Origin of the sequence: Leptolyngbya sp. CCNP1308, assembly GCF_034932455.1 — a bacterium.
Taxonomy (GTDB): domain Bacteria; phylum Cyanobacteriota; class Cyanobacteriia; order Phormidesmidales; family Phormidesmidaceae; genus Nodosilinea.
Genome location: NZ_JAYGIH010000073.1, coordinates 376,841 through 397,074, shown reverse-complemented (window position 1 = coordinate 397,074; position 20,234 = coordinate 376,841). Strand labels below are relative to the sequence as shown.

The window sequence follows — 20,234 nt, the reverse complement described above, 5'->3', positions numbered from 1 at the left end:
AGCTGTCCTCAGTGGCCTCATAAGACTCGACATCAACACCAGATAGACCTAGTAATTCCGTGAGCAGAGGCACCATAACGACTCGGTATAGTATCGACTACATCAGCATACTCATTCCCGTAGAGCCAAAGTTTTCCACATCGGCCAGCAGCTCCTTGAGGCTAATTGGCCCCATATCAATCTGCATTTTGCCCGCTTCGATCTTGGCGATGTCGAGCACGTCGTTGATCAGCTGCAAGAGGTGAATGGCTGACTTGTGGGCCTCTTCGATGAATTCTTCTTGTTCGGCGGGGTCGTCGGCCATGCCGTCGAGCACAAGTCTGAGAAAGCCGATCATGCCGTTGAGCGGGGTGCGCAGCTCGTGGGAGGTGTTGGCCAGAAATTCACTTTTTAGGCGCGAGGCTTCTTCGGCCTGCTGGCGGGCTTCTTCGGCCTGGCGACGGGCTGCTTGAAACTCAAGCTGCTTTTCCATCAGGCTGGCGTTGGCCTGCTGCAGCTTGATGGCCAGGGCGTGGCTTTCGCCAAATAGGGTGGCGTGGGCGATCGCCGTTCCCACCTGATCGGCCAAGTCAGTGAGCAAATTTAGCTCGATGTCTGACCAAGAGCGATCGGGGCGATCGTGGAGCACAATGAAGCCGTTGATGGTGCTTTGGTAGCGGGTGGCCACCGCCACAATAGACGGGTCAGCGGGCTGCCGAGGCGGCACCACCGCCACCGACGACTGGGCCGCCATGCTCAGGCAGGGGGTTTCGGCCAGCCGCCACACCTGCCCCTGCCAGCTGGGCAGATCGCCCGCTCGGGTGTGCTCAGCCGCTACCGTAGCGGCTTCAGGAGCTGTATTGGGGGCAGCGTCGCAGCTGCACACCAGGCAGCGATTCACCCCAAACAAATCGCCCAGTCCCTCAACGGTTTGCTGGCGAATAATTTCTAAATCGAGCGTCCAGCGCACATTGCGGGTGATTTGGGTGAGCCGGGGCGAATAGGTTTGCATCTGGGCACAGGCCCCAGCCAAACTCTCCGAAACTGCCGCCGAGCCCGCCACGGTTTGCAGCCAGGGAATGCCCCCTAAACCATGCAGGTCGGCCAGGTAGCCCGTAGCGGCAATGCGAAACAGCTCGCCATTGAGCCCAATGAGTGGTTGTAGCACCCACTGCACATCAATGCTGTGGGATCCTAACGGACAGCGCCCCGGCAGCTGTACTGGTTCGTGGTGGGTAGCCAAACTTTCGAGCGCCTGACCCAGGGCTTGGGGGGTGGCAAAGGAGACAATTTCGGCTAGCGATCGCCCCACCCAGTTAGCCGTCAGCGCCGTTGGCAGCGCTTTAACCCCCACGGTTTGAATCGACTCCACCACCGCCGCCGGGCTGAGCACCATGATCCAGGCGGAGATAGCATCCGCCGGGCTGGTGGCAGCCAAGGCCGGGAGAGGAGGTCGCGATCGCATAGGGGTACGAGGCCAGAACGCTCCCATGTTAACCAACCGATCGCACGGATGGCTCTAGTTGAGATGGAATCAGAAAAGTTTGGGGTGCCAGGTATAAGGTTAAAGAGCCAGCCTTAAACCTGACACCCTAAACCTTGAACCCTGATGTTCCCTAGTCGTTCCACTCGCCCTTGGGGGGCACAGCCGGATTGCGGGGCAGGTGACGCACTAGGTCGTCTTCGTAGCGGCGATCGCCCCGCAGCCACTGGCGCAGGGCAACATCGATCACCTTGCTGGGGTCGGGAGAAAGGTGGGTAACCTGGTCGAGCAGGTCTTTATCAATTTGTACCGAGAGGTCGACTTTTTCCGCCGACCGTTCGCCGGAAGGAGAGGCAGAGTGTTGCATAGAGGGTGGCCTAACTGCCGGGTAGGGGACGAATTTAATCTATCTCTAGTCTAAGCCCTGGCGTGGGTTAGGTTTAGCCCTAGCGCCCAGAACGACCGCAGGATTAGGTCTGAAGTTCTTGACATAACAAGTCTAACTCCTTTCATCTTCCCTATCTCCTTATCTTTGCCACCCACTTACTCACCTACCCACCTACCCATCCACTCCCACCTGCCTCCCCCGAGCATTCGCCAAACGAGGGATTACAATATTAAAGTCTGTAAACTACTGCCGCTGGATAAGCCTTGTATGACAGAGGTTCCCGTCTCTCAAATTCGCAATTTTTCGATTATTGCCCACATTGACCACGGCAAATCGACTCTGGCCGACCGGTTGTTGCAGCGCACCGGGACAGTTAGCGATCGCGAAATGAAGGCCCAGTTCCTCGACAGCATGGATCTAGAGCGGGAGCGGGGCATTACCATCAAGCTCCAGGCCGCCCGCATGAACTACAAAGCCCAGGACGGCAAAGACTACGTCCTCAACCTGATCGACACCCCAGGGCACGTCGATTTCTCCTACGAAGTGTCGCGTTCTCTGATCGCCTGCGAAGGCGCACTGCTGGTAGTCGACGCCTCCCAAGGAGTCGAAGCCCAAACCCTGGCCAATGTTTATTTGGCGTTAGAAAACGATCTCGAAATTATCCCCGTTCTCAACAAAATTGACCTGCCTGGGGCCGAGCCCGAGCGCATCAAGCAGGAAATTGAAGACATTATCGGCCTCGACTGTAGCGGTGCCATTCTCGCCTCCGCCAAGCAAGGGATTGGCATTGACGAAATTTTAGAATCCATCGTCTATCTGGTGCCGCCCCCCGCCGATACCGTCGATCAACCCCTGCGGGCGCTGATTTTCGACAGCTACTACGACAGCTACCGAGGCGTGATTGTCTACTTCCGCGTCATGGATGGCAGCATTCGTCGCAAAGACAAAGTGCGGCTGATGGCCTCGGGTAAAGAGTACGAAATTGATGAACTGGGCGTGCTGGCCCCCACCCAGATTCAGGTGGATCAGCTCCATGCGGGGGAAGTAGGATACTTTGCCGCCTCCATTAAAGCGGTCGAAGATGCCCGGGTGGGTGACACCATCACCCTGGTGCAGAACCCGGCGACAGAGGCCTTGCCAGGCTACGCCGAGGCCAAGCCGATGGTCTTCTGCGGGCTGTTCCCCACGGTGTCTGACCAGTTTGAAGAACTGCGCGAAGCCCTCGAAAAGCTGCGCCTCAGTGATGCGGCCCTCCAGTACGAGCCCGAAACCTCCAGCGCTATGGGCTTTGGCTTCCGCTGCGGCTTTTTGGGCCTGCTGCACATGGAAATTGTGCAGGAGCGTCTAGAGCGCGAGTATAACCTCGACCTGATTACCACCGCGCCCTCGGTAATCTACCGGGTGACCACCATTCAGGGTGAGGTGCTCGAAATTGACAACCCCAGCACCCTGCCCGACCCCCAGGCCCGCGAAAAGATCGAAGAACCCTACGTGCAGCTCGACATGATCACCCCCGAAGAATATGTCGGGGCGCTGATGGAGCTGTGCCAGACTCGCCGGGGCGAGTTCAAAGATATGAAGTACCTGGCCCAGGGCCGCACCACCCTGATCTACGAAGTGCCCCTGGCCGAGGTCGTCACCGACTTTTTTGACCAGATGAAGTCGCGCAGCAAGGGCTACGCCAGCATGGAGTACCACCTGATTGGCTACCGAGAAAACCACCTGTCGCGGCTCGACGTGCTGATCAACGGCGACCCGGTGGATTCGCTGGCCTCTATCGTCCACCGCGACAAGGCCTACTACGTGGGCAAGGCTCTGGTCGAAAAGCTGAAGGAGCTAATTCCTCGCCACCAGTTCAAGATCCCGATTCAGGCGGCGATCGGCAGCCGGATTATTGCCAGCGAGAGTATTCCGGCCTTGCGCAAAGATGTGCTGGCCAAGTGCTACGGCGGCGATATTTCGCGCAAGAAAAAGCTGCTGCAAAAACAGGCCAAGGGTAAGAAGCGCATGAAGGCTGTTGGTACCGTTGATGTGCCCCAGGAAGCCTTTATGGCGGTGCTGAAGCTGTCGTAAGCCTTGGTCAGTCGTTGCCTTTCAAGGGAATGCTAGCCCTGTAGGTCGACCTGGAGAAGGCAGCGATGAAATTTAGCCTGGTGATTACCACCTACAACCGACTGGAGCTGCTGAAGCGGGCGATCGCCTGCGGCCTCAACCAAACCGTGCCCTGCGAAGTCGTTGTCGCTGACGATGCCTCCACCGACGGCACTGAGGAGTATGTGCGCAGTTTGGGCGATCGCGTCGTCTATCACCGCAATCCCCAAAACCTTAACCATGCGGCCACGGTCAACAATGGCGTAGCTGCCGCCAGCGGGGAATGGGTCAAGTTTCTCGACGACGACGACTATCTAGCCCCCGACTGCATTGAGAAGATGGCAGCGGCGATCGCCCAGCATCCCGAGGCCGTCCTGTGCTCCTGCCAGGCCATTCAGGTTGACGAGCACGGCACCGAAATTCGCCGCACCCCCGCTACTGGCCCCGGCCAGGTGTTCTTCATTCCCCAGAGCGCCATCCACTACGGCATGCTGATGGATCAGGTGCCCTTTGGCACCCCGGCCCAGGTGGCGGCCCGCCGTGACGCTTTTTTGCAGGCAGGCGGCTGGGATACGACCATGACCACCAACTACGACGATATCGACGCCTGGGTAAAGCTAGCCGACTTTGGCGATGCGCTGTTTGTCAATGAGTGCTTGGCCTACCGCACCATCTGGGCCGGGGGCTACGAGCAAAAAATGTCGCTCAGCCGCCGTATGGCGCTGAATTTGACTATCAAAGAACGCATTTATGGGCGGGTGAATGAGGTGTATCGCGATCGCATCCCCACCCTTGCTGCCATTGGCCAATACCTGCACCTGCACTGGGGCTTGGTTGCCCTACGCCAGCGCCAGGTCGCGGCTGGACTCTCTCTGTTGGCCCCCGGCGCACTGTCACCCCAGGCCTGGCAACTGCTGGCCCAAGCCCGTAAGCTACGCACCAACCCTGGGGCGGAAACCTTAATCCCGCGCACTGTCCTGGTACCGTAAAGCCTTAGGTATGATAGAACTATCCACCCACTGGATCAGGTGATGCAGGCCAGCGAAACACCCGATGGATTTCAGCAGCAGATTTTGTCAGAGCTGCGGCAGATCAACCAGCGACTCGACCGAGTAGAGACCGACATCGGTAACGTGAAGACTGATATCAGCAACGTGAAGACTGATATCGGCAGAGTAGAAACCGATGTTGAAAAGCTTAACTTTAAGTTTGATACCTATCAAAATGCCTCAGATCAGGTGATGCGCCTAGCGACTACTATTGTGATCGCGGCAGCCTCGGTAGTGATTTTGTCGCCCGTTCTGCAAGCTATCACCCCGGCGATCAGCGCTTTGGTGACTGGGATAGCTCCGGGCAATGGCTAGGGAGCAACCTGCAAAAACTTTTTGGGTAGCTTATCGAGCTGGGCTAACGGACAACGCCAGACTGACAATCTGCCAGGGAGCTACCTCATGCCATCCCTTCGCTTCATAGGGTTCTTCTAGCAAATTTACTTGTCCCGTCACCTTGATTAAAATAGCTCCCTGAATCGCTAGAGACGTCTCTAGACCTGTGCTTTCATAGCCGCGCAGAATGTATTGATCTGCCGCTCCTTCTGCCTGTTTGAAGGTGGATAGCACAAACGCAGTGTCTCCTAAATCGAGGAAGCTGGCGGAGGACTCAGCGTCCACAGCCAAGGCAGAGGATGACACCACACAGGGCTGAATCGGTAGGTTGAAGTTGCGTGCGGCCTGCACAGTTTTGGCGTGCTGCCAGCTGTGGGCATGGGGATAAATGGCGTAGCTGAAGGTTTGGTGGCCGCGATCGCACCCCGGATCTGGCCACACCGGAGCCTTGAGCAGCGTCAGCCGCAGCTGATTGGATGTGGCATCAAACCCGTGTTTGTAATTGGTGAGAATGCTCACGCCGCGTTCCCCATCGCTGAGGTCAGCCCAGCGCAGGGCGGGCACTTCCCACTTGGCCTGGTCTTGGGGCGTGGCGGGAGTGGTCGAGCGGGCGATCGCCCCAAAGGGAATTTCGTAGGTCGCCTCAGCGGCCGACACCATCAGCGGAAACGCCGCCTTCAGCACTACCTGGGTTTCCTGCCAATCGACCTCGGTGTGAACCACAAGCACGGGGGAATTTACCTCCAAACGGTAGTCTTGGATGATGGTGGACTGATTGAAGCGATGGACTACCCGGAGGGTCTGCCGCACGGGGCCGTACTCAATCCAGCTCATACTTTTGAGCACAAACGCATCTAGGGGATGGTCTTGGTAATCAGGGGCAATATTCCACGCGTCCCAATACTGGCCCTCGTCTTTGAAGGCCTGGAGCTGGTTTCCACAGCCGTGGAAGGTTTCGGTGCCGGTGGCTTTTTGGAGCAGACTGGCGATGCCGCCCGTGGCTGGGTCGATGGTGGCTTGCAGGTGGGCATTCCCTAAAATCCACTCGGCGGGGGCTGGATTGCGTGGGGCCGTCTCAGCAGGAATTAGCCAGATCAGGCGATAGCCCACAGAGGGAATAGCGGGAACGTAGACCAAGAGCGAAGGAGAGTCAGTCTGTTCAGGCTGGGTGAGTAGCGTTTGGCCCTCGGCATCCTGCGCTTGCCAGGACGTTTGAGCTAAGGCAGAAGGCAGCGCGATCGCCACCACTTCGCTGCGCGCCCAGTTCAGCGGGTTAAACAGCACCACGGGCACAGCGTCAGGATGCCGAGGCGAAGGGATGGGACAATGCTCAGCAAGAGACTGGAGAGAGGTTTGCAGAATGCGATCGCCCATCTCCAAAGCCGCTTGCCATTCTGCATTCGCCTGCTCAAATACTTCAGGGATAGACGACCCCGGCAAAATATCGTGGAACTGGTTAAACAGCACCTGCTTCCAGGCAGTTTCTAGCTCGGCGGCAGGATAGGGCTGAAGCCCGTAGATCGCGGCGATGGAGGCGAACAGTTCCGCCTGAAACAGCAGGTCTTCGCAGCGACGGTTGTACTGCTTTTGGTCGCCGTGGGTGGTGTAGCAGCCCCGGTGGAGTTCGAGGTAGAGTTCGTCGTGCCAGGGGGGGAGGCGGGGAGTGGGGGGGTGGGGGAGTGAGGGGGTGGGATTGGGAGAATTTTGGATTTTGGATTTTGAATTTTGAATTGAAGACAACGGGGCAGTGAGCTTGTCAAAGAGGGAGGCGGCGTGGCCCCAGGTGAGGGTGGGAAAGAAGGGGGAATCGGCCCAGCGCTGGGCTTTGAGCAGCATGTCGCGGGTGGGGCCGCCGCCGTGGTCGCCAACGCCGGGGAGCCAGAGGGCCTCGACAAACCCCGTGTTGGCTTCCCATTGGCAGGCGTACTGGGCCATATCGACGGGGGTGATGTCGGTGCCGATGGGGGGCAGGGTGACGCCTGTAATCTCGGTGCCGTCTAGCCCCTGCCAGCGGAAGAGGTCGTGGGGAAAAGGGTTGGTGTCATTCCAGCGCAGTTTTTGGGTGGCAAAGTAGCGAATGTCGCCCTGGCTGAGCAACTGGGGCAGTTGCCAGCAAAAGCCAAAGGTGTCGGGCAGCCAGGCGATCGCGCTCACCCCGCCAAACTTCTCGGCACAGTAGCGCTGGCCGTAGAGAATCTGTCGGGCGATCGCCTCTCCCCCCGGCAAGTTCAGATCAGGCTCAACCCACAGCCCTGCATCAATCGCCCAGCGCCCCGCTTTCACCTGCTGCTGAATGGTGGCAAATAGCTCAGGGCGGTGCTGCTCTAGCCAGGCAAACAGCGCTGGGGAGGAGTGGGTAAAGGTCAATTCAGGAAAGTCTTGTTGCAGGGCCAGCACCGAGCGAAACGTATTCTCGGCAACTTTCCAGGTCTCGGGCACGGGCCAGAGCCAGGCTAAATCTAAATGGGCGTGGCCCAGGCAGTGGAGGGTGCGCTGTTTGAGCCAGGGAGAAAAATGTTTCAGGGCATCCCGCACGAGCAGAAGGGAGGTGTGGAAGTGGGGGCGATCGCCCACTCCATTCCAGTCAATCCCCCCGAGAGCCCCAGCGAGAATATCAAGTTTCTCAGCCTCGAACTGGGCCAGATAGGTGGCCAGCACCGCCAGTTCGTCGGCCACAAAGCTGGGTTCAGGGCAGTCGCCCTCTATGGCTTCAAACACCAGTTCCGCCTGCACCAGTGCTCCTTCGTCGTGCCCTGGGCTCAGCAGTTTCAGGGAGACATCCACCGATTCTCCCGGCACAACGCAGTCCGTCAACACAATCCGTGTCCAGCAGTCGAAAATATCTCCCGTTTGCACCAGTTCGCCATTGACGAAAATATCGGCCTGGTCGGCCCACCAGCGCAGGGCCAGCCGTGCCGTTAGCCCCTTTAGGGGATAGCCGTTGAGGTCGGCGGGCCAGGTAAATCGCTGGTGCAGCCATAGGGGCACTTTGTCCTGGGGCCAGGCGATATGGTGGCGATCGTTTAGCGTTGCTAGCGGCCAGGTTTTCCAGGCACTGCCAAAGGGAACATCCAGGCTCTCTCCAGCCTCAGGACAGCGGTGCCAGGTACCCAACACATCCAGTTGGCTCAGATGACGGAGGCGATCGAGGGGGGCTAAAATTTGCGGCGGCAGTATAGGGAGAACGGTGGCGGGGGGCATAGCTCCGGTATGATCAAAAGCAGTCTCCTCAGTGTAGGCAGAGTTATGGCGACTTCGTCGCGCTCGTTTCAAAGCCAGACCGTAGGTCGCCTGGTGGCGGGATATCGGCAGGTGGCCCGCAGCGCCGGGCAGTGGCTGCGGCAGGGGCGTACGGCGGCGGTTTGGGGACTGCAAGTGGCTGCTTACCCCCTCTATGCAGCGGTGCAGGGGCTGAGAATGGGCTCTCGGCGGCTGCAAGCCACCCGTCCGTGGCAGCCGGTTTGGGCTAGACTCACCGGGGCACTCCCTCCAGAACTGGTAGCAGTAGACACGCCGATTCGCGCCTTGCTGTCAGTCATTCAACCGCCGGTAGATCACGGGCAAATAGTGCGGTCTGACGGGCCACAGCTGGTCAACGTCCATGGGCCATGGCTCAAGCAGTCGAAGGCTGGCGCTGTGCTAACCCGCGGACAGTGGCATCTAGTGCCTGTCAATGAACCCATTCGCGGTATTGCCTCAGACTTAACGACTCGGCAGCTAGTGCTAGTGACCGTTGACAACGGAATTTTTGCTGGGCTAACTGAGGATCAGCAGCAGCGGCTGTCGCAAGCCCTAGTGCTGATGCTGGCAGAATACGCTCGAGTGCGCCGCCGCTACGCCCTAGATTCCCAGCTCCAGCAGCCCGGATTGCCCCTTCCTCAGACCAATCCGGCGGTGCTGCCCCCCCTGAGATGGGTGCCCGCTGCCCTGCGGTGGCTGCAAACTAGCCCCCTGGCAGCGGCCACTAACTTATTTGGCGAAGCCAGCCAGCCGGCGATGACCGCTGCGATCGCCCTCCACAGACGCACCACGCATCGCGCCATTGGGCACCAAAGGCCTCAACTCGAGGCCTTTGGTGCCCTAGAGTCTGAAAACCTCCACGATCACCATCCGCCTCGTTTCTGGGGGCGACCTGCATTGAGAATTCTGCCAGCGACGACATCGGTTGAGCTGGCGGTAGCGACATCTGTAGCGGTGGCCGTAGCCGCTAGAGGGCCTCATCACTCTGCTCTAGAGACCCAAAATGGTTATGGGGGTGCGATTGACCAAAGGCCAGGCTCCGCCAACGTCCCAAGTCGCGGATCACGGCCTCTTGAATCCGTCCCCTCCGATCTGCCCCTTAGCGCTACCCCCCCCCAGGGGGCTGGGCCGCAGCAGCTCGCTTCCCTCGAGGCTTTAGATGTCAAAGTCACCCAGGTCAACTACGTTGACCCGCCTCTGGTCGCCGTGCTGCGGGGGTTAGACTGGGTGCTCTACGTGCTTGAAACCTGGCTGCGAATGGCGTGGGCCTGGCTGCGATCGCTCTGGTAGATTAAGCAAAGCCGTCGGATAGGCGAACGTTTGGCGATATGATAGACCCAGCTTAGTCCTGCACCGGGGCCGTTTCCGTCACTGGAATGTGGCTGCTGTTTGGGGCAGGTCTTGGGCCCACTCTGCTACCGGTTTGGAGATCTAAACTCATGCTCACCCTCAAGATTGTGGTTTACCTCGTAGTCGCCTTCTTTGTTTCGCTATTCATATTTGGCTTTTTGAGCGGCGACCCCTCTCGCAACCCCGGTCGCCAAGATATAGACTAGGCTCGGCCCTGGTGGCAGGTTGATATCTACCTGATGGCAAGCCCAGGAGGTTGCTTCGGGGCTTGCCCATCTCAATCACCCGTTGGAACCTCCACCGCTAAAAGTAGTCTGAGAATTGGCGGTACCATTATGGGCCGCCAGTCTGTGCCCTAGGTCTGCCTATCAAGACTTTGTGGTCTGGTGACAATGGCCTGCTTAAGCCCGCTTGTCGGGCTTTGTTTTTGCGTTGGTGATGCCAGCCCATGCCTCTGCCGCTTATATTGCCCGCTGTGCCCTCGCCCCCACAATCAGCCGACATCGTGCTGGTTTCAGCGGTAGCGGCCTCCCAGCCAGGGCTAGGGGGGCAGACAATGGCGTTGGCGGAGCCTGGCCTTGGGTCAATCGCCCCAGCTGACAGTGCCGCAGCTGGGGCCGTATCTTGGCGTGGGGTGAGCCAGCTCTCGCCGCTGCTTTTAGCCACCGATGATGGCTCCGAGCCTCTAGTGGCCGAACCCGCCACAATACCTCTAGACCCCGCTGAGTCGCCTACCGAGGGCCGTGAGGGGACGGTTGACGTAGATTCGCAACCGCTTGACCCTGCGCCAGCTGAGCCTGAAAGCGGTGAGTTTGCCAACCCTCAGCCAGAAAACTCCGAACCTGCTAGCTCTGAACTGGAAGACACCGATGTGCCCGGCGAGACAGAACTGCCCGCCGCAGGGGTGGGCTCTATTTTGCTGCGGGCCGATCGCCAAGAGTTTGAACCCCTTCGCCAGATTGTGACCGCTACCGGCGATGTACTGGTGCAGTTTGGCACCGGTCAGCTGGCCGCCGATCGCCTCTGGGCCAACTTGGTCAATCGCCATCTGCGAGCCGAGGGCAACGTTTTTTTTAACCGCAACAACCAAATTATTGAAGGCGAAACCGCCACCTATAACCTGTTGCAGGGTGCCGGTACCATCACCGAAAGCCGAGGCGAGCTAGAGGTGTCAACCCTAGAAGACGACTTTTCCACAGATTCGGCTGGTCTAGGGCAGGGAGCCAATCTGCCCCTTGACTATCGTCTGCAAAGTCAGCCATCCATTTCCCAGGCTACCAGCCCCGGCGGCATTGGCCTGGCCACGGGTGATTCTCGGTTGCTAGTGGGGACGGAGCAGGGCACCATTGAGCGACTGCGGTTTGAGGCCGGGCAATTGTCCTTTGATGCCGATGGTTGGTACGCCGAGCAGGTGCGGCTGACGAACGATCCCTTCTCGCCCCCTGAGCTGGAGTTTAGGGCCAATAGCGTGCGGCTCACCCCGCTCAACGAGGTCGAGGAAGAGCTGGTCTTTGAGAACCCTCGCCTGGTATTCAACCAGGGTCTCTCAATTCCGCTGTTTAGAAATCGCTTTATCCTCACCCGGGGGCAGCTGCCTGCGGAAGCCCTAAATCCGCTGCCGACGGGCATTGGTATTGATGGCCGCGATCGCGGCGGGCTGTATGTCGAAGCGCCTATTCCGCTGAATATAGCGGGGCCTCTGAACCTTACCATTGCGCCTCAGTTTTTTGTCTCTCGCTGGCTGGGCGACTCCAACTACAACATTGCTGACCCCGCCAACTTTGGTCTGGCCGCCCGGGTGGATGGGCCGGTGGGGCCACGCACCCAGATCACAGGTGCCCTGAGCCTAGCGGGGTTTGACTTGGCTAACTTCAGCGAGCGGCTGCGGGCCAGCTTTCGGGCCCGGCAATTGCTTGGCACCCACCGCCTCAACCTGGAGTACAGCTACCGCGATCGCCTCTTCAACGGCTCCCTAGGGTTTCAGGATGTACAAAATACCATCGGTGCTCTGCTGGAGTCGCCGGTCATAGCCCTAGGTAACAGCGGCATTGACCTCACCTATCAGGTCTCTGGGCAGTACGTTACCGCCAACACCGATCGAGCCGATCTTCTAGACCCTGGGGAAGGCATCGGCCTGACCAGCCTGTTTCGCTTTCAGAGCAGCGCCAACTTCACGCGCAACTTCTTGCTGTGGCAGGGGCAACCGCTACCGGCGACTCCCACCGAGGGGCTGCGATATTCTCCCCGACCGCTGGTGCCCAACCTGGTGCTGGGGGTCGGGCTGCGGGGCGGAGCCACCTACTACACCAGCAATGACCTTCAGGAGACATTGGAAACCAGAGTCGTTTTGGCGGGTCAGCTGGGTCGCCTGCGGCGCAGAACCTTCGACTATACCCAGTTCAATATTGGCTTTAGCCGCACCCTGATTGGCGGCGATACCTCTCCCTTTCTGTTTGATCGAACAGTGGACCAAAACGTGCTGTCTGGGGGCATTATTCAACAACTTTATGGCCCTTTTTTAGCCGGTTTTCAGACCTCTCTCAACGTCGATAGCGGCCGCATCATCGACAGCAATCTAATTTTTGAATACCGTCGTCGAGCCTATGGTCTGCTGCTGACCTACAGCCCCACCCAAGAGACCGGATTTTTAGGATTTCGCATCAGCGGCTTTGACTGGGAGGGGCGCACCGCTCCTTTCGATTCTCCCCCCGATACCCCCAGCGATGTGATAGTGCAGTAGCCCCTGGCCCTGCGAACGGTAATAAACCTTACGATGGTAGTCTTTGCCCTGGCTTAAGATTAAGCTGAAGAAGCATGACTACTCCAGCGATCTGACCGATGTGGGTTAACGCGTAGGCAAACCACTATGACTCACCCCAACAACATTCCAGATGTTGAGCCCATTCATCAGTTGCTCACCAGCTACAGCTTCGATGCCGAAGATTACCCGACCGAAGCCATGATTGTCGGCTGGCTAGAAGATTTTGGTGCGGTTTGGGTTAGCCACGCTATTACCGAAGCCCTGTATCAGGGGCGCTATAAAGTTATTTCTATCGACCAAATTCTCAAGCTGTGGCAGCGACGGGGGCAGCCCATTCGCCACTTCAACCGCGAGTTTGAATCTATTATCTTAGGCCAATCGCTGCTTTGCCCCACTGGCTACGGAGATGGCGCAGAGCCTTCATCTATTCGCCGGGCGCTGCCGGCGATCGCACCGACCAGCCTGGGGTCGGGGGCTGATCAACCGCCGCAGGTTGACGCATCCCTCGGGCCTTCTGAACCCTATAGCTCAGTGCTCCCCGGCGCCGCTGCAACCGATTCGCCACCAGAGGCGAACACAGCAGGATCTGAACCCAGTCAACCAGATCTTGAAGCCTCAGATGAACCAGCGATCGCCCCTGCCAGCATCCCCGGCATCCCCAATTTTCGCCCGCTGCCCGCCGAGGCCTCTTCCCTCTGGCACCAGGCCGACATGATTCAGCCCTTTGTGCCCCGCCGCGATAGATCAGAGCTGCACGAACGGCTGCGGGCGGTAGTGCAGGGGGGCATGGAAGAATAAATTGTCTGTTCCATGGCCAGGTCGCGTATACTGGTATAGTACATGCGACCTACGATAATGGTTCAATACACCCTGGCCCAAAGCCCAGATGTCGTTTTGACGGTATCGGGTAAAGACTCTCGCAAAGCTCGCGATAAGGCGATGGATCAGCTCATGGCCATGCTTGACGATGGCGAATTGCCTACCGTCCTGGCCGATGGCTTCAGCGTTGAGCAACTCGTAGAAGTGCAGCCCCCTACCTCCTCAGAATCCGTGCAGCAGCAAGAAGACGCCGTCGTAGAGGCCATTCAGGTTTTGAACCAGCTGGCTACGCTCAAGGTCAAGGTGCAGTCCTCCCGCGATGAGGCCCACCAGGTACGTGACCTGGTGGATCTGCTGTTTACCGATGACCCGATGACCGAAGCTCAGCTCACCGAACTGAAGGATGGCTTCAAGATCTTAAAGTCGTTTGCCCAGAGCAACCTGCGGTTCAAAGAAGCCAGAGCCCAGGCAGAATTAGCCCGCCAGGTGCTGGACGAGGCGTTGGGAAATTAGTGGCCTTAGGCTCTCCCACCGTCGCCGCTAGAAAGTATTCCCTGACTCTGTGGAGCGTCAATTAGGCCAGATCGCGGTGGGTGAAGGGTTTGGCGTCGCTGCCGCTGTAGGTGGTAGAAACGTGACCAGCGCCGACTAGCTGATACTTGTAAGTCACTAACCCCTCTAACCCCACCGGGCCGCGAGGGGGCATCTTTTGGGTGCTAATGCCGACCTCGGCCCCAAAGCCGTAGCGAAAGCCATCGGCAAAGCGGGTCGAGCAGTTGTGGTAGACCCCGGCGGCATCGACGCGATCCATAAAGTGGGCGGCGGTGGCGGGGTTGCGGGTGGCGATCGCCTCCGTATGACGCGACCCATAGGTGTTGATGTGGGCGATCGCCTCCTCGACCGAATCCACAACTTTGATCGCCAAAATCAGATCGCTGTACTCCGTTGCCCAGTCTTCCTCTGTAGCGGGAATTAAATCGGGCACAATTTGCCGCGCCTGCCGATCGCCTCGCAGATCCACTTGGGCCGCCCGCAGCGCCGTCGCCAGCATTGGCAAGCCCTGAGCGGCAATGTCTTGGTGAATCAGCAGGGTTTCGATCGCATTGCAGGCCGAGGGATAGGCCGTTTTGGCATCGAGGGCGATCGCGATCGCCTGCTCTACATCGGCCTCGCTGTCAATGTACAGATGGCAGATGCCATCGGCATGGCCCAGCACCGGAATGCGCGTATTCTCTTGCACAAACCGCACAAACGCGTTGGAACCGCGTGGAATAATCAAATCTACATAGCCCTCCAGATCTAGCAGGGCGCGAGTTTCTTCCCGAGTGGTGAGCAACTGCACCGCCGCTGGGTCTATGTCAGCATGCTCAAGCCCCTGCTTAATGGCCTCCACCAGGGCCGTGCACGATCGCACCGCCTCTTTGCCCCCTTTGAGAATTACCCCGTTGCCCGACTTAATCGCCAGGGCCGAAATTTGCATCACCGCATCGGGGCGCGACTCAAAGATTACCCCCAGCACCCCTAGGGGCACCGTCAGCCGCTTGAGCACCAGTCCCTCGTCTAGCTCGCGATGAATTTGTACCGTCCCCACCGGGTCGCTCAGGCGGGCCACGTCGCGCACGCCAGCGATCGCCCCCGCCAGCTTCACCCCGTCTAGCTTGAGCCGCCCGTACAGCGGCTTAGCCAGGTTGTCGGCCAGGGCGGCTTCGCAGTCTGCCTGGTTGGCCGCCACGATGCGATCGGCATTGGCCTCCAGGGCTGTAGCCACGGCCTCAATAGCGCGATTTTTGGCCTCAGCAGACAGGCTGGCTAGGGTTTGAGCCGCCTGGCGAGTGGCCTGGGCGATCGCCAGCAGCGGCTGAGTGGCAGCATTCTGGGCAAGGGGAGAAATGGTCATAGCAGTACGACAACCCGGCAATACCTCAGTCTACCGTTTCCGTGGGGAGGGTTTCGGGTTCAGAATTTGGGGTTCAAAGTTTTAAAAACAGGTCACCTATCTGTCCACCATTCACCCATCTACTCCTCCGGCGGCTCATCTAAGTGATCCGATGCTTCCCGGTAAAGATTGAAGACGTGATCGTCCTTAAGGCAGTAGATCACGTTGCGGCCCTGCTTGCGGTAGCTGACCAGGCGTGCCGCGCGTAAAATCCGCAGCTGATGCGACACCGCTGACTCGCTCATGGCCACGGCGGCGGCCAGTTCCCCCACCCGCATTTCGCTTAGGGCCAAAGCCGACAGAATGCGCCAGCGGTTGGGATCGCCCAGCACGCCAAAAAACTCGGCCATGCGCTGGGCCTTTTCTACACTCAAAATTTCTGCCACGGGCGACGGGCCAGCGTGGTTGCAGGGGAGGTCATCAATAGATAGTCGATCGCCAGCCATACCAGTCGCTTCTGAAGAATAGCCATGATTTAAGGACCTATCCCAAACATCACAGCGAGCAATAGCAACCATTTAACCCATGAACACTTGTTCATATGTTATGGTTGATCCATGAACAGGTGTTCAGGTATTTGAACATCAGTTTAGTTCACCTAGCCCAAGAGGAAACTTGCCATGACCACCGTTACCCAGATGAAATGCGCCTGCGACTCTTGTCTCTGCGTTGTTGACACCAGCCAGGCCTTAGAAAAAGAGGGCCAATATTTTTGCAGTGACGCCTGCGCCGATGGCCACCCTGAAGGGTCTGCAGGCTGCGGCCATCCCGGCTGCGGCTGCAATAACTAGCCCATGCCGTCAGCAGGGTGCAGGGGATTCAGTTCTCTGCACCCTGCTGTTCTCGTCCACCACTAGAAGTCTAAACCCCCTTAAAATTAAGGAAAAGGCATCCCCAGGGGACAGGTTTATCAATGGCGCAAAATGACCCCAACCGAGTGCTGCGGCTGTTGCCGCTGGTAGCTGGCGGCTTGGGCGGTACTCTGCTGCTGCTCAATCGAGTGCTGACCCCTGCCCTGACTGAATCCCAGGCGCGATCGGATGTGATGGGGGTGATTCTCAGCGCCCTGCTGATTTTGACTGGCCTGCTGTGGCAGCGGGTACAGCCCACTCTACCTGAAGCTGTCGCCCTGATTGGCGAAGAGGGGTTGGAGCTAGATGAGGCTCTAACCGATGCCGCCAAAACCGAACTGGCCTGGGCTTCTCACCTGCTGCTCACCAACACCGTCACGCGATCCGTCGTCGCCTTCCGCCAGGGCAAAACCCTGCTGCGACGCGGCATCTTAGCCCCTAAAGCCGAAGTCACTCCCGGCCCAATTTTGAAGCGGGTGCTAGAGACTGGCAAAGCGGTGTATTTGGTGAATCTCAAGATCTACCCAGGCCGGGTGGAATTTGATTATCTGCCCGAAAATACCCAGGGCGTGATCTGCCAGCCTATGGGCCAGGGTGGGGCGCTGATCTTGGCGGCCAATGCCCCCCGCAGCTACACCCGCCAAGACGAAGCCTGGATCGAAGGCATTGCCGACAAGCTGGGCCACACGTTGGATGAGCTAAGCGCCAGGGGGCAAGCTGCGCCTCGCACAGCGGTCGTCGATGGCTCGTAGACACCAGAGCTTGTTACGGGCTGACTTCATCCAGAGCTTAGCTGCCAGGAGTTTGTTTGTTGAATAAACGTTTTTTGTGCTAACGTTTATTCAACAAGCAAATTTTGTCATGGAAAACGCTTCGGATTCTTCACCAACGGCTCAGGCGAGCGGTGAGCTAGATGTTGGGTCTAGCTCTCAATCTGCCTTTATAGAATCTCCCCTGAATTGGGAGCCATTGCCAGAATGTTTGGGGCATTGGACAGGTTTTGTCCTCCACTGGGTTAGCGACCTCGGTGCTCAGTACTATGCCCGTGCCATAGCTCCGCTGGGGTTGAGCCCGCTCCAGGTAGGCATTCTTCAGGTGATATCTGGTGAAGGCCCAACTCGTCAAGCGCGCTTAGGCGACAAGCTGCGGGTTGATAAAGCCACGATGGTGACGCTGCTAAACAACCTAGAGGCTCAGGGGCTAGTGGAACGGCGGCCTCATCCGAGCGATCGCCGCGCCTATAACATTCATCTTTTAGAGGCTGGCCGCGATCGATTGCAGGCCGCAGAGCAGGCTTCCATAGCTGCGGCAGACGAATTTTTCTCGGCCCTAACGCCGTCAGAGCAGCATACTCTCAATGAACTGCTGCGGCGCATTGCCACTCGCCCGCTCTAAAGCCGCATTGCCAGCGCATTAAGTTTCGGAACGCTATCGAATCAGTCAAACAGTTGGGGCATGGGGCAGTAGCAGCGTCTACTCGCTCGACAGCCTCGACTGGCAGTTTCTTTTGCTCACTATTCCTAAGGATTTCAAGGATCATGAACACGGAATTGACAGTTTTTGTCGTGGCAGTTTTCGCAACATTTTTTAATAATGCGCTGCATTGGTATACCCAAGTTTCGTCCTATCCCCTGTTTGGCTGGGTGGGGCCGGGGGAATTTGTGCCCTTTCACCAAGAGTATGAGCGGCGGCTGCCGTTCAGCATTTACATGCCCTATAGCCTGCTGATGGTGAGTACTTTGCTGCTGGTTTTTATGCGTCCAGCCATGGTGCCTCTGGGCTGGGTCTTGGTGCTGCTGGGGCTTAATGCCTCAATTATGGCCATTAGCCTCATTTTTGCCGTGCCCGTGCATAGCCGACTCGATCGCCAGGGCTATTCAGATAGCACTGGCCTGCGCAGATTAATTCGCTACAACGGCGTTCGGCTGGTGGCGTCCTCATTGAGCAGCGCTATTATGCTTTACCTGCTGGCTAGGGTGCTGTCTTAGGAGGCGATCGCTCCATCTTTTCGCTGTCAGTGGCTCAGTACAGTTCGTACTTGAGCCACTGGCAGGGGATCGTGCCGTTGTAGACGGCCACCCGCTGAGCCGACTTGAGCCCTATGTGTTGCGACAGAGCTTTGTTGCCGCTGAGCACGAAGGCCGTCCAGCCCTTGAAGCGCTGCTTCAGCACGTTCCCCAGCAGTTTGTAGAAGGCTCCTAAATCGGCGTCGGCCCCCAGCCGCTCGCCGTAGGGCGGGTTACACAGCAAAAAGCCGCTGTCGGCGGGAGCCTCTAGGTCAGCCAGGTCAGCGGCCCAAAAGTTAATCTGCTCGGCCAGGTCGCAGCGCTGGGCATTGAGGTGGGCCTGGTGAATGATGTCGGGGTCGCGATCGCACCCCCCCACCCAGGTGCCCAAATCGGCTTTGCGCGCTGATTCTGCCTCCTGCCACAGGCCATCCCACAGGTCGCCATCAAAGTCGGGCCAGGTCTGAAAGCCAAACTCTTCGCGAAAAATCCCTGGGGCAATGTTGAGCGCCGCCATGGTGGCCTCCAGGGGCAGCGTACCCGATCCACAGAGGGGGTCGAGCAGCGGCACGTCGCCGGGCCAGTCCGTCAGCTTCACCAGCGCCGCCGCCAGGGATTCTTTGAGCGGGGCGGCCCCCACCGCAGGGCGATAGCCACGGCGGTGCAGGCTGCTGCCCGAGCTGTCGAGGCTAACGGTGGCCATGTCGTCTTGAATGTGGACATTGAGCCGCACCTCGGGGTGCTGAGTGTCGATGGTAGAGCGATCGCCCCAGTGCTGCCGCTGCTGATCGACCACGGCATTTTTCACCTGCAGGGCGGTGAAGTGGCTGTGGTTGAGGCTGCGGTTTTTGCCGGTGGCATCGACGGCAAAGGTGAGGTCAGGGGTTAGGTAGGGCCGCCAGTCGATGCTCTGAATGCCCTGGTAGAGATCTTCGGCATCGCGGCAGGGGCAGTCGGCCAGCTTGACCAAGACCCGAAAGACCAGCCGCGACCAGAGGTTGACTCGGTACAGCAGGGCCAGGTCGCCCTCAAAGGCCACCCCGCAAAACCCCGGCTCGACCTGCTGAGCCCCCAAATCTTCTAGCTCAGTGGCCGCTAGGGCCTCTAGCCCACGGGCGACGGTGGCAAAATATACGGCCATGGGCCTCCTCTGTGGATTCTGCTGGAACTCTGCGGTAAGGCCCAGAGTAGCGGGGTCAAACCCTGACTCAACCGGACATTTACTGTTTTGTTAAGACCGGATATTTCAACACAACACCGCTTCAAAAGCTAGGCTATTCTATTGTTATTCTGATGGACAATACCCTTCTAGGTGTATGGTTGCTAGGCCAAGCAGCCCTGAGGTCACGTCTGTCCTTAGCCATCGCCCCGGCCAGCTGTCGAATTTTGAGAGGAACGACTTATTTCTAAGACGCAACTGGTAAACCGGCAAATTCGCTCACCTCAGGTGTTCTTGATCGACCAAGAGAACCAAAACCGGGGTCTTATGGAAACTCGCGAGGCGCTTACAATCGCCGAGGATGCAGGACTTGACCTGGTGGTGGTTTCTAACGGCAAAGATGCCCCTGTGGCCAAAATTTTGGACTACGGCAAGCTTCAGTACCAGCAGAGTAAGCGGCAGAAGCAAAGCTCTAAGCCGTCTTTGAAAGAGGTCAAGCTGCGCCCCAACGTGGGTGAGTCTGACTACCAGCTCCGCATTCGGCGCTCGGTCGAGTGGCTGTCGAAGGGAGACTCGGTTAAGTTTTTGGTGCGCCTGCGGGGGCGTGAGCACCAGCACCGCGATCGCGCTGGAGAGCTGCTCGACAGAATCGTGAAGGATATCGGCGATGCCGGTAAAGTCCAGGCCCTCGACAAAAAAGCCCTGGTACTGATGATTACCCCAGCCTAGGGGCCAACGGTCGCTGCTCTTGACCGAATGTCGGCGAATATCCCTTCGCCTCCTCAA

At 58.4% G+C, this 20,234-nt stretch carries 19 protein-coding genes; 13 read left to right on the top strand and 6 right to left on the bottom strand.

Annotated elements, in window-relative coordinates:
- Window positions 1-97 precede the first annotated feature (97 nt).
- Entirely contained in the window at window positions 98-1,444 is a 1,347-nt protein-coding gene (locus VB780_RS18545) for a histidine kinase dimerization/phospho-acceptor domain-containing protein (RefSeq protein WP_323352657.1), read from the bottom strand.
- 151 nt (window positions 1,445-1,595) lie between these two features.
- Window positions 1,596-1,829, bottom strand: a complete 234-nt coding sequence (locus VB780_RS18540; RefSeq protein ID WP_323352656.1) for a hypothetical protein — start codon at window positions 1,827-1,829, stop codon at window positions 1,596-1,598.
- 288 nt (window positions 1,830-2,117) lie between these two features.
- On the opposite strand from VB780_RS18540, the gene lepA reads away from it, so the two are divergent.
- From lepA to VB780_RS18525, 3 genes are all read left to right on the top strand, one after another.
- Window positions 2,118-3,923, top strand: a complete 1,806-nt coding sequence (gene lepA / locus VB780_RS18535) for a translation elongation factor 4 (RefSeq protein WP_323352655.1) — start codon at window positions 2,118-2,120, stop codon at window positions 3,921-3,923.
- Between the two features lie 65 nt (window positions 3,924-3,988).
- Window positions 3,989-4,930, top strand: coding sequence for a glycosyltransferase family 2 protein (locus tag VB780_RS18530; RefSeq protein WP_323352654.1), 942 nt, complete (start codon window positions 3,989-3,991; stop codon window positions 4,928-4,930).
- Between the two features lie 42 nt (window positions 4,931-4,972).
- Window positions 4,973-5,305: a hypothetical protein gene (locus VB780_RS18525; protein ID WP_323352653.1), complete on the top strand. Its 333-nt coding sequence runs from the start codon at window positions 4,973-4,975 to the stop codon at window positions 5,303-5,305.
- A gap of 30 nt (window positions 5,306-5,335) precedes the next feature.
- On the opposite strand, the gene VB780_RS18520 is transcribed toward VB780_RS18525, so the two are convergent.
- Window positions 5,336-8,527: an alpha-mannosidase gene (locus tag VB780_RS18520; RefSeq protein WP_323352652.1), complete on the bottom strand. Its 3,192-nt coding sequence runs from the start codon at window positions 8,525-8,527 to the stop codon at window positions 5,336-5,338.
- A gap of 45 nt (window positions 8,528-8,572) precedes the next feature.
- Here VB780_RS18520 and VB780_RS18515 point away from each other — a divergent pair, with 45 nt between their 5' ends.
- The 5 genes from VB780_RS18515 to VB780_RS18495 all read left to right on the top strand — a co-directional run bounded on the left by VB780_RS18515 (window position 8,573) and on the right by VB780_RS18495 (window position 14,009).
- Window positions 8,573-9,856: a hypothetical protein gene (locus VB780_RS18515; RefSeq protein WP_323352651.1), complete on the top strand. Its 1,284-nt coding sequence runs from the start codon at window positions 8,573-8,575 to the stop codon at window positions 9,854-9,856.
- A gap of 149 nt (window positions 9,857-10,005) precedes the next feature.
- Window positions 10,006-10,122, top strand: coding sequence for a photosystem II reaction center protein I (locus VB780_RS18510; protein WP_323352650.1), 117 nt, complete (start codon window positions 10,006-10,008; stop codon window positions 10,120-10,122).
- A gap of 242 nt (window positions 10,123-10,364) precedes the next feature.
- Window positions 10,365-12,656, top strand: coding sequence for a DUF3769 domain-containing protein (locus tag VB780_RS18505; protein ID WP_323352649.1), 2,292 nt, complete (start codon window positions 10,365-10,367; stop codon window positions 12,654-12,656).
- Between the two features lie 126 nt (window positions 12,657-12,782).
- Window positions 12,783-13,475, top strand: a complete 693-nt coding sequence (locus tag VB780_RS18500) for a hypothetical protein (RefSeq protein ID WP_323352648.1) — start codon at window positions 12,783-12,785, stop codon at window positions 13,473-13,475.
- A 57-nt stretch (window positions 13,476-13,532) separates the two neighbouring features.
- Window positions 13,533-14,009 carry a hypothetical protein gene (locus VB780_RS18495; protein ID WP_323352647.1) on the top strand — a complete coding sequence of 159 codons (477 nt, stop codon included), beginning with the start codon at window positions 13,533-13,535 and terminating at the stop codon, window positions 14,007-14,009.
- 61 nt (window positions 14,010-14,070) lie between these two features.
- On the opposite strand, the gene VB780_RS18490 is transcribed toward VB780_RS18495, so the two are convergent.
- Window positions 14,071-15,393, bottom strand: coding sequence for a glutamate-5-semialdehyde dehydrogenase (locus VB780_RS18490; RefSeq protein ID WP_323352646.1), 1,323 nt, complete (start codon window positions 15,391-15,393; stop codon window positions 14,071-14,073).
- A gap of 119 nt (window positions 15,394-15,512) precedes the next feature.
- A complete protein-coding gene (locus VB780_RS18485) occupies window positions 15,513-15,782 on the bottom strand; it encodes a metalloregulator ArsR/SmtB family transcription factor (protein ID WP_323352661.1) in 270 nt (89 codons plus the stop codon).
- 270 nt (window positions 15,783-16,052) lie between these two features.
- On the opposite strand from VB780_RS18485, the gene VB780_RS18480 reads away from it, so the two are divergent.
- The 4 genes from VB780_RS18480 (at window position 16,053) to VB780_RS18465 (ending at window position 18,271) form a co-directional block, all read left to right on the top strand.
- Window positions 16,053-16,223 carry a metallothionein gene (locus VB780_RS18480; protein ID WP_323352645.1) on the top strand — a complete coding sequence of 57 codons (171 nt, stop codon included), beginning with the start codon at window positions 16,053-16,055 and terminating at the stop codon, window positions 16,221-16,223.
- A gap of 122 nt (window positions 16,224-16,345) precedes the next feature.
- Window positions 16,346-17,035, top strand: coding sequence for a cofactor assembly of complex C subunit B (locus VB780_RS18475; RefSeq protein WP_323352644.1), 690 nt, complete (start codon window positions 16,346-16,348; stop codon window positions 17,033-17,035).
- 109 nt (window positions 17,036-17,144) lie between these two features.
- Window positions 17,145-17,678 carry a MarR family winged helix-turn-helix transcriptional regulator gene (locus tag VB780_RS18470; RefSeq protein ID WP_323352643.1) on the top strand — a complete coding sequence of 178 codons (534 nt, stop codon included), beginning with the start codon at window positions 17,145-17,147 and terminating at the stop codon, window positions 17,676-17,678.
- A gap of 170 nt (window positions 17,679-17,848) precedes the next feature.
- Complete coding sequence (locus VB780_RS18465; protein WP_323352642.1) at window positions 17,849-18,271, top strand: hypothetical protein; 423 nt, start codon at window positions 17,849-17,851, stop codon at window positions 18,269-18,271.
- Window positions 18,272-18,305: 34 nt separating this feature from the next.
- Here VB780_RS18465 and VB780_RS18460 read toward each other — a convergent pair whose 3' ends face one another.
- Window positions 18,306-19,430 (bottom strand): THUMP domain-containing class I SAM-dependent RNA methyltransferase, encoded by a 1,125-nt coding sequence (locus VB780_RS18460; protein WP_323352641.1) that lies wholly within the window; start codon window positions 19,428-19,430, stop codon window positions 18,306-18,308.
- Window positions 19,431-19,691: 261 nt separating this feature from the next.
- Here VB780_RS18460 and infC point away from each other — a divergent pair, with 261 nt between their 5' ends.
- Window positions 19,692-20,177 carry a translation initiation factor IF-3 gene (infC, locus tag VB780_RS18455; RefSeq protein WP_323352660.1) on the top strand — a complete coding sequence of 162 codons (486 nt, stop codon included), beginning with the start codon at window positions 19,692-19,694 and terminating at the stop codon, window positions 20,175-20,177.
- Window positions 20,178-20,234: the final 57 nt, after the last annotated feature.

What these genes read in the sequence shown, in the direction of transcription:
- VB780_RS18505 (WP_323352649.1), top strand. Translation starts at nt 10,365, where the DNA reads ATGCCTCTGCCGCTTATATTGCCCGCTGTGCCCTCGCCCCCACAATCA.
- VB780_RS18475 (WP_323352644.1), top strand. Translation starts at nt 16,346, where the DNA reads ATGGCGCAAAATGACCCCAACCGAGTGCTGCGGCTGTTGCCGCTGGTA.
- VB780_RS18460 (WP_323352641.1), bottom strand. Translation starts at nt 19,430, where the DNA reads ATGGCCGTATATTTTGCCACCGTCGCCCGTGGGCTAGAGGCCCTAGCG.
- VB780_RS18480 (WP_323352645.1), top strand. Translation starts at nt 16,053, where the DNA reads ATGACCACCGTTACCCAGATGAAATGCGCCTGCGACTCTTGTCTCTGC.
- VB780_RS18525 (WP_323352653.1), top strand. Translation starts at nt 4,973, where the DNA reads ATGCAGGCCAGCGAAACACCCGATGGATTTCAGCAGCAGATTTTGTCA.
- VB780_RS18515 (WP_323352651.1), top strand. Translation starts at nt 8,573, where the DNA reads ATGGCGACTTCGTCGCGCTCGTTTCAAAGCCAGACCGTAGGTCGCCTG.
- VB780_RS18520 (WP_323352652.1), bottom strand. Translation starts at nt 8,527, where the DNA reads ATGCCCCCCGCCACCGTTCTCCCTATACTGCCGCCGCAAATTTTAGCC.
- VB780_RS18495 (WP_323352647.1), top strand. Translation starts at nt 13,533, where the DNA reads ATGGTTCAATACACCCTGGCCCAAAGCCCAGATGTCGTTTTGACGGTA.
- VB780_RS18485 (WP_323352661.1), bottom strand. Translation starts at nt 15,782, where the DNA reads ATGGCCGAGTTTTTTGGCGTGCTGGGCGATCCCAACCGCTGGCGCATT.
- VB780_RS18500 (WP_323352648.1), top strand. Translation starts at nt 12,783, where the DNA reads ATGACTCACCCCAACAACATTCCAGATGTTGAGCCCATTCATCAGTTG.
- VB780_RS18545 (WP_323352657.1), bottom strand. Translation starts at nt 1,444, where the DNA reads ATGCGATCGCGACCTCCTCTCCCGGCCTTGGCTGCCACCAGCCCGGCG.
- VB780_RS18490 (WP_323352646.1), bottom strand. Translation starts at nt 15,393, where the DNA reads ATGACCATTTCTCCCCTTGCCCAGAATGCTGCCACTCAGCCGCTGCTG.
- VB780_RS18530 (WP_323352654.1), top strand. Translation starts at nt 3,989, where the DNA reads ATGAAATTTAGCCTGGTGATTACCACCTACAACCGACTGGAGCTGCTG.
- lepA (WP_323352655.1), top strand. Translation starts at nt 2,118, where the DNA reads ATGACAGAGGTTCCCGTCTCTCAAATTCGCAATTTTTCGATTATTGCC.
- VB780_RS18510 (WP_323352650.1), top strand. Translation starts at nt 10,006, where the DNA reads ATGCTCACCCTCAAGATTGTGGTTTACCTCGTAGTCGCCTTCTTTGTT.
- VB780_RS18470 (WP_323352643.1), top strand. Translation starts at nt 17,145, where the DNA reads ATGGAAAACGCTTCGGATTCTTCACCAACGGCTCAGGCGAGCGGTGAG.
- VB780_RS18540 (WP_323352656.1), bottom strand. Translation starts at nt 1,829, where the DNA reads ATGCAACACTCTGCCTCTCCTTCCGGCGAACGGTCGGCGGAAAAAGTC.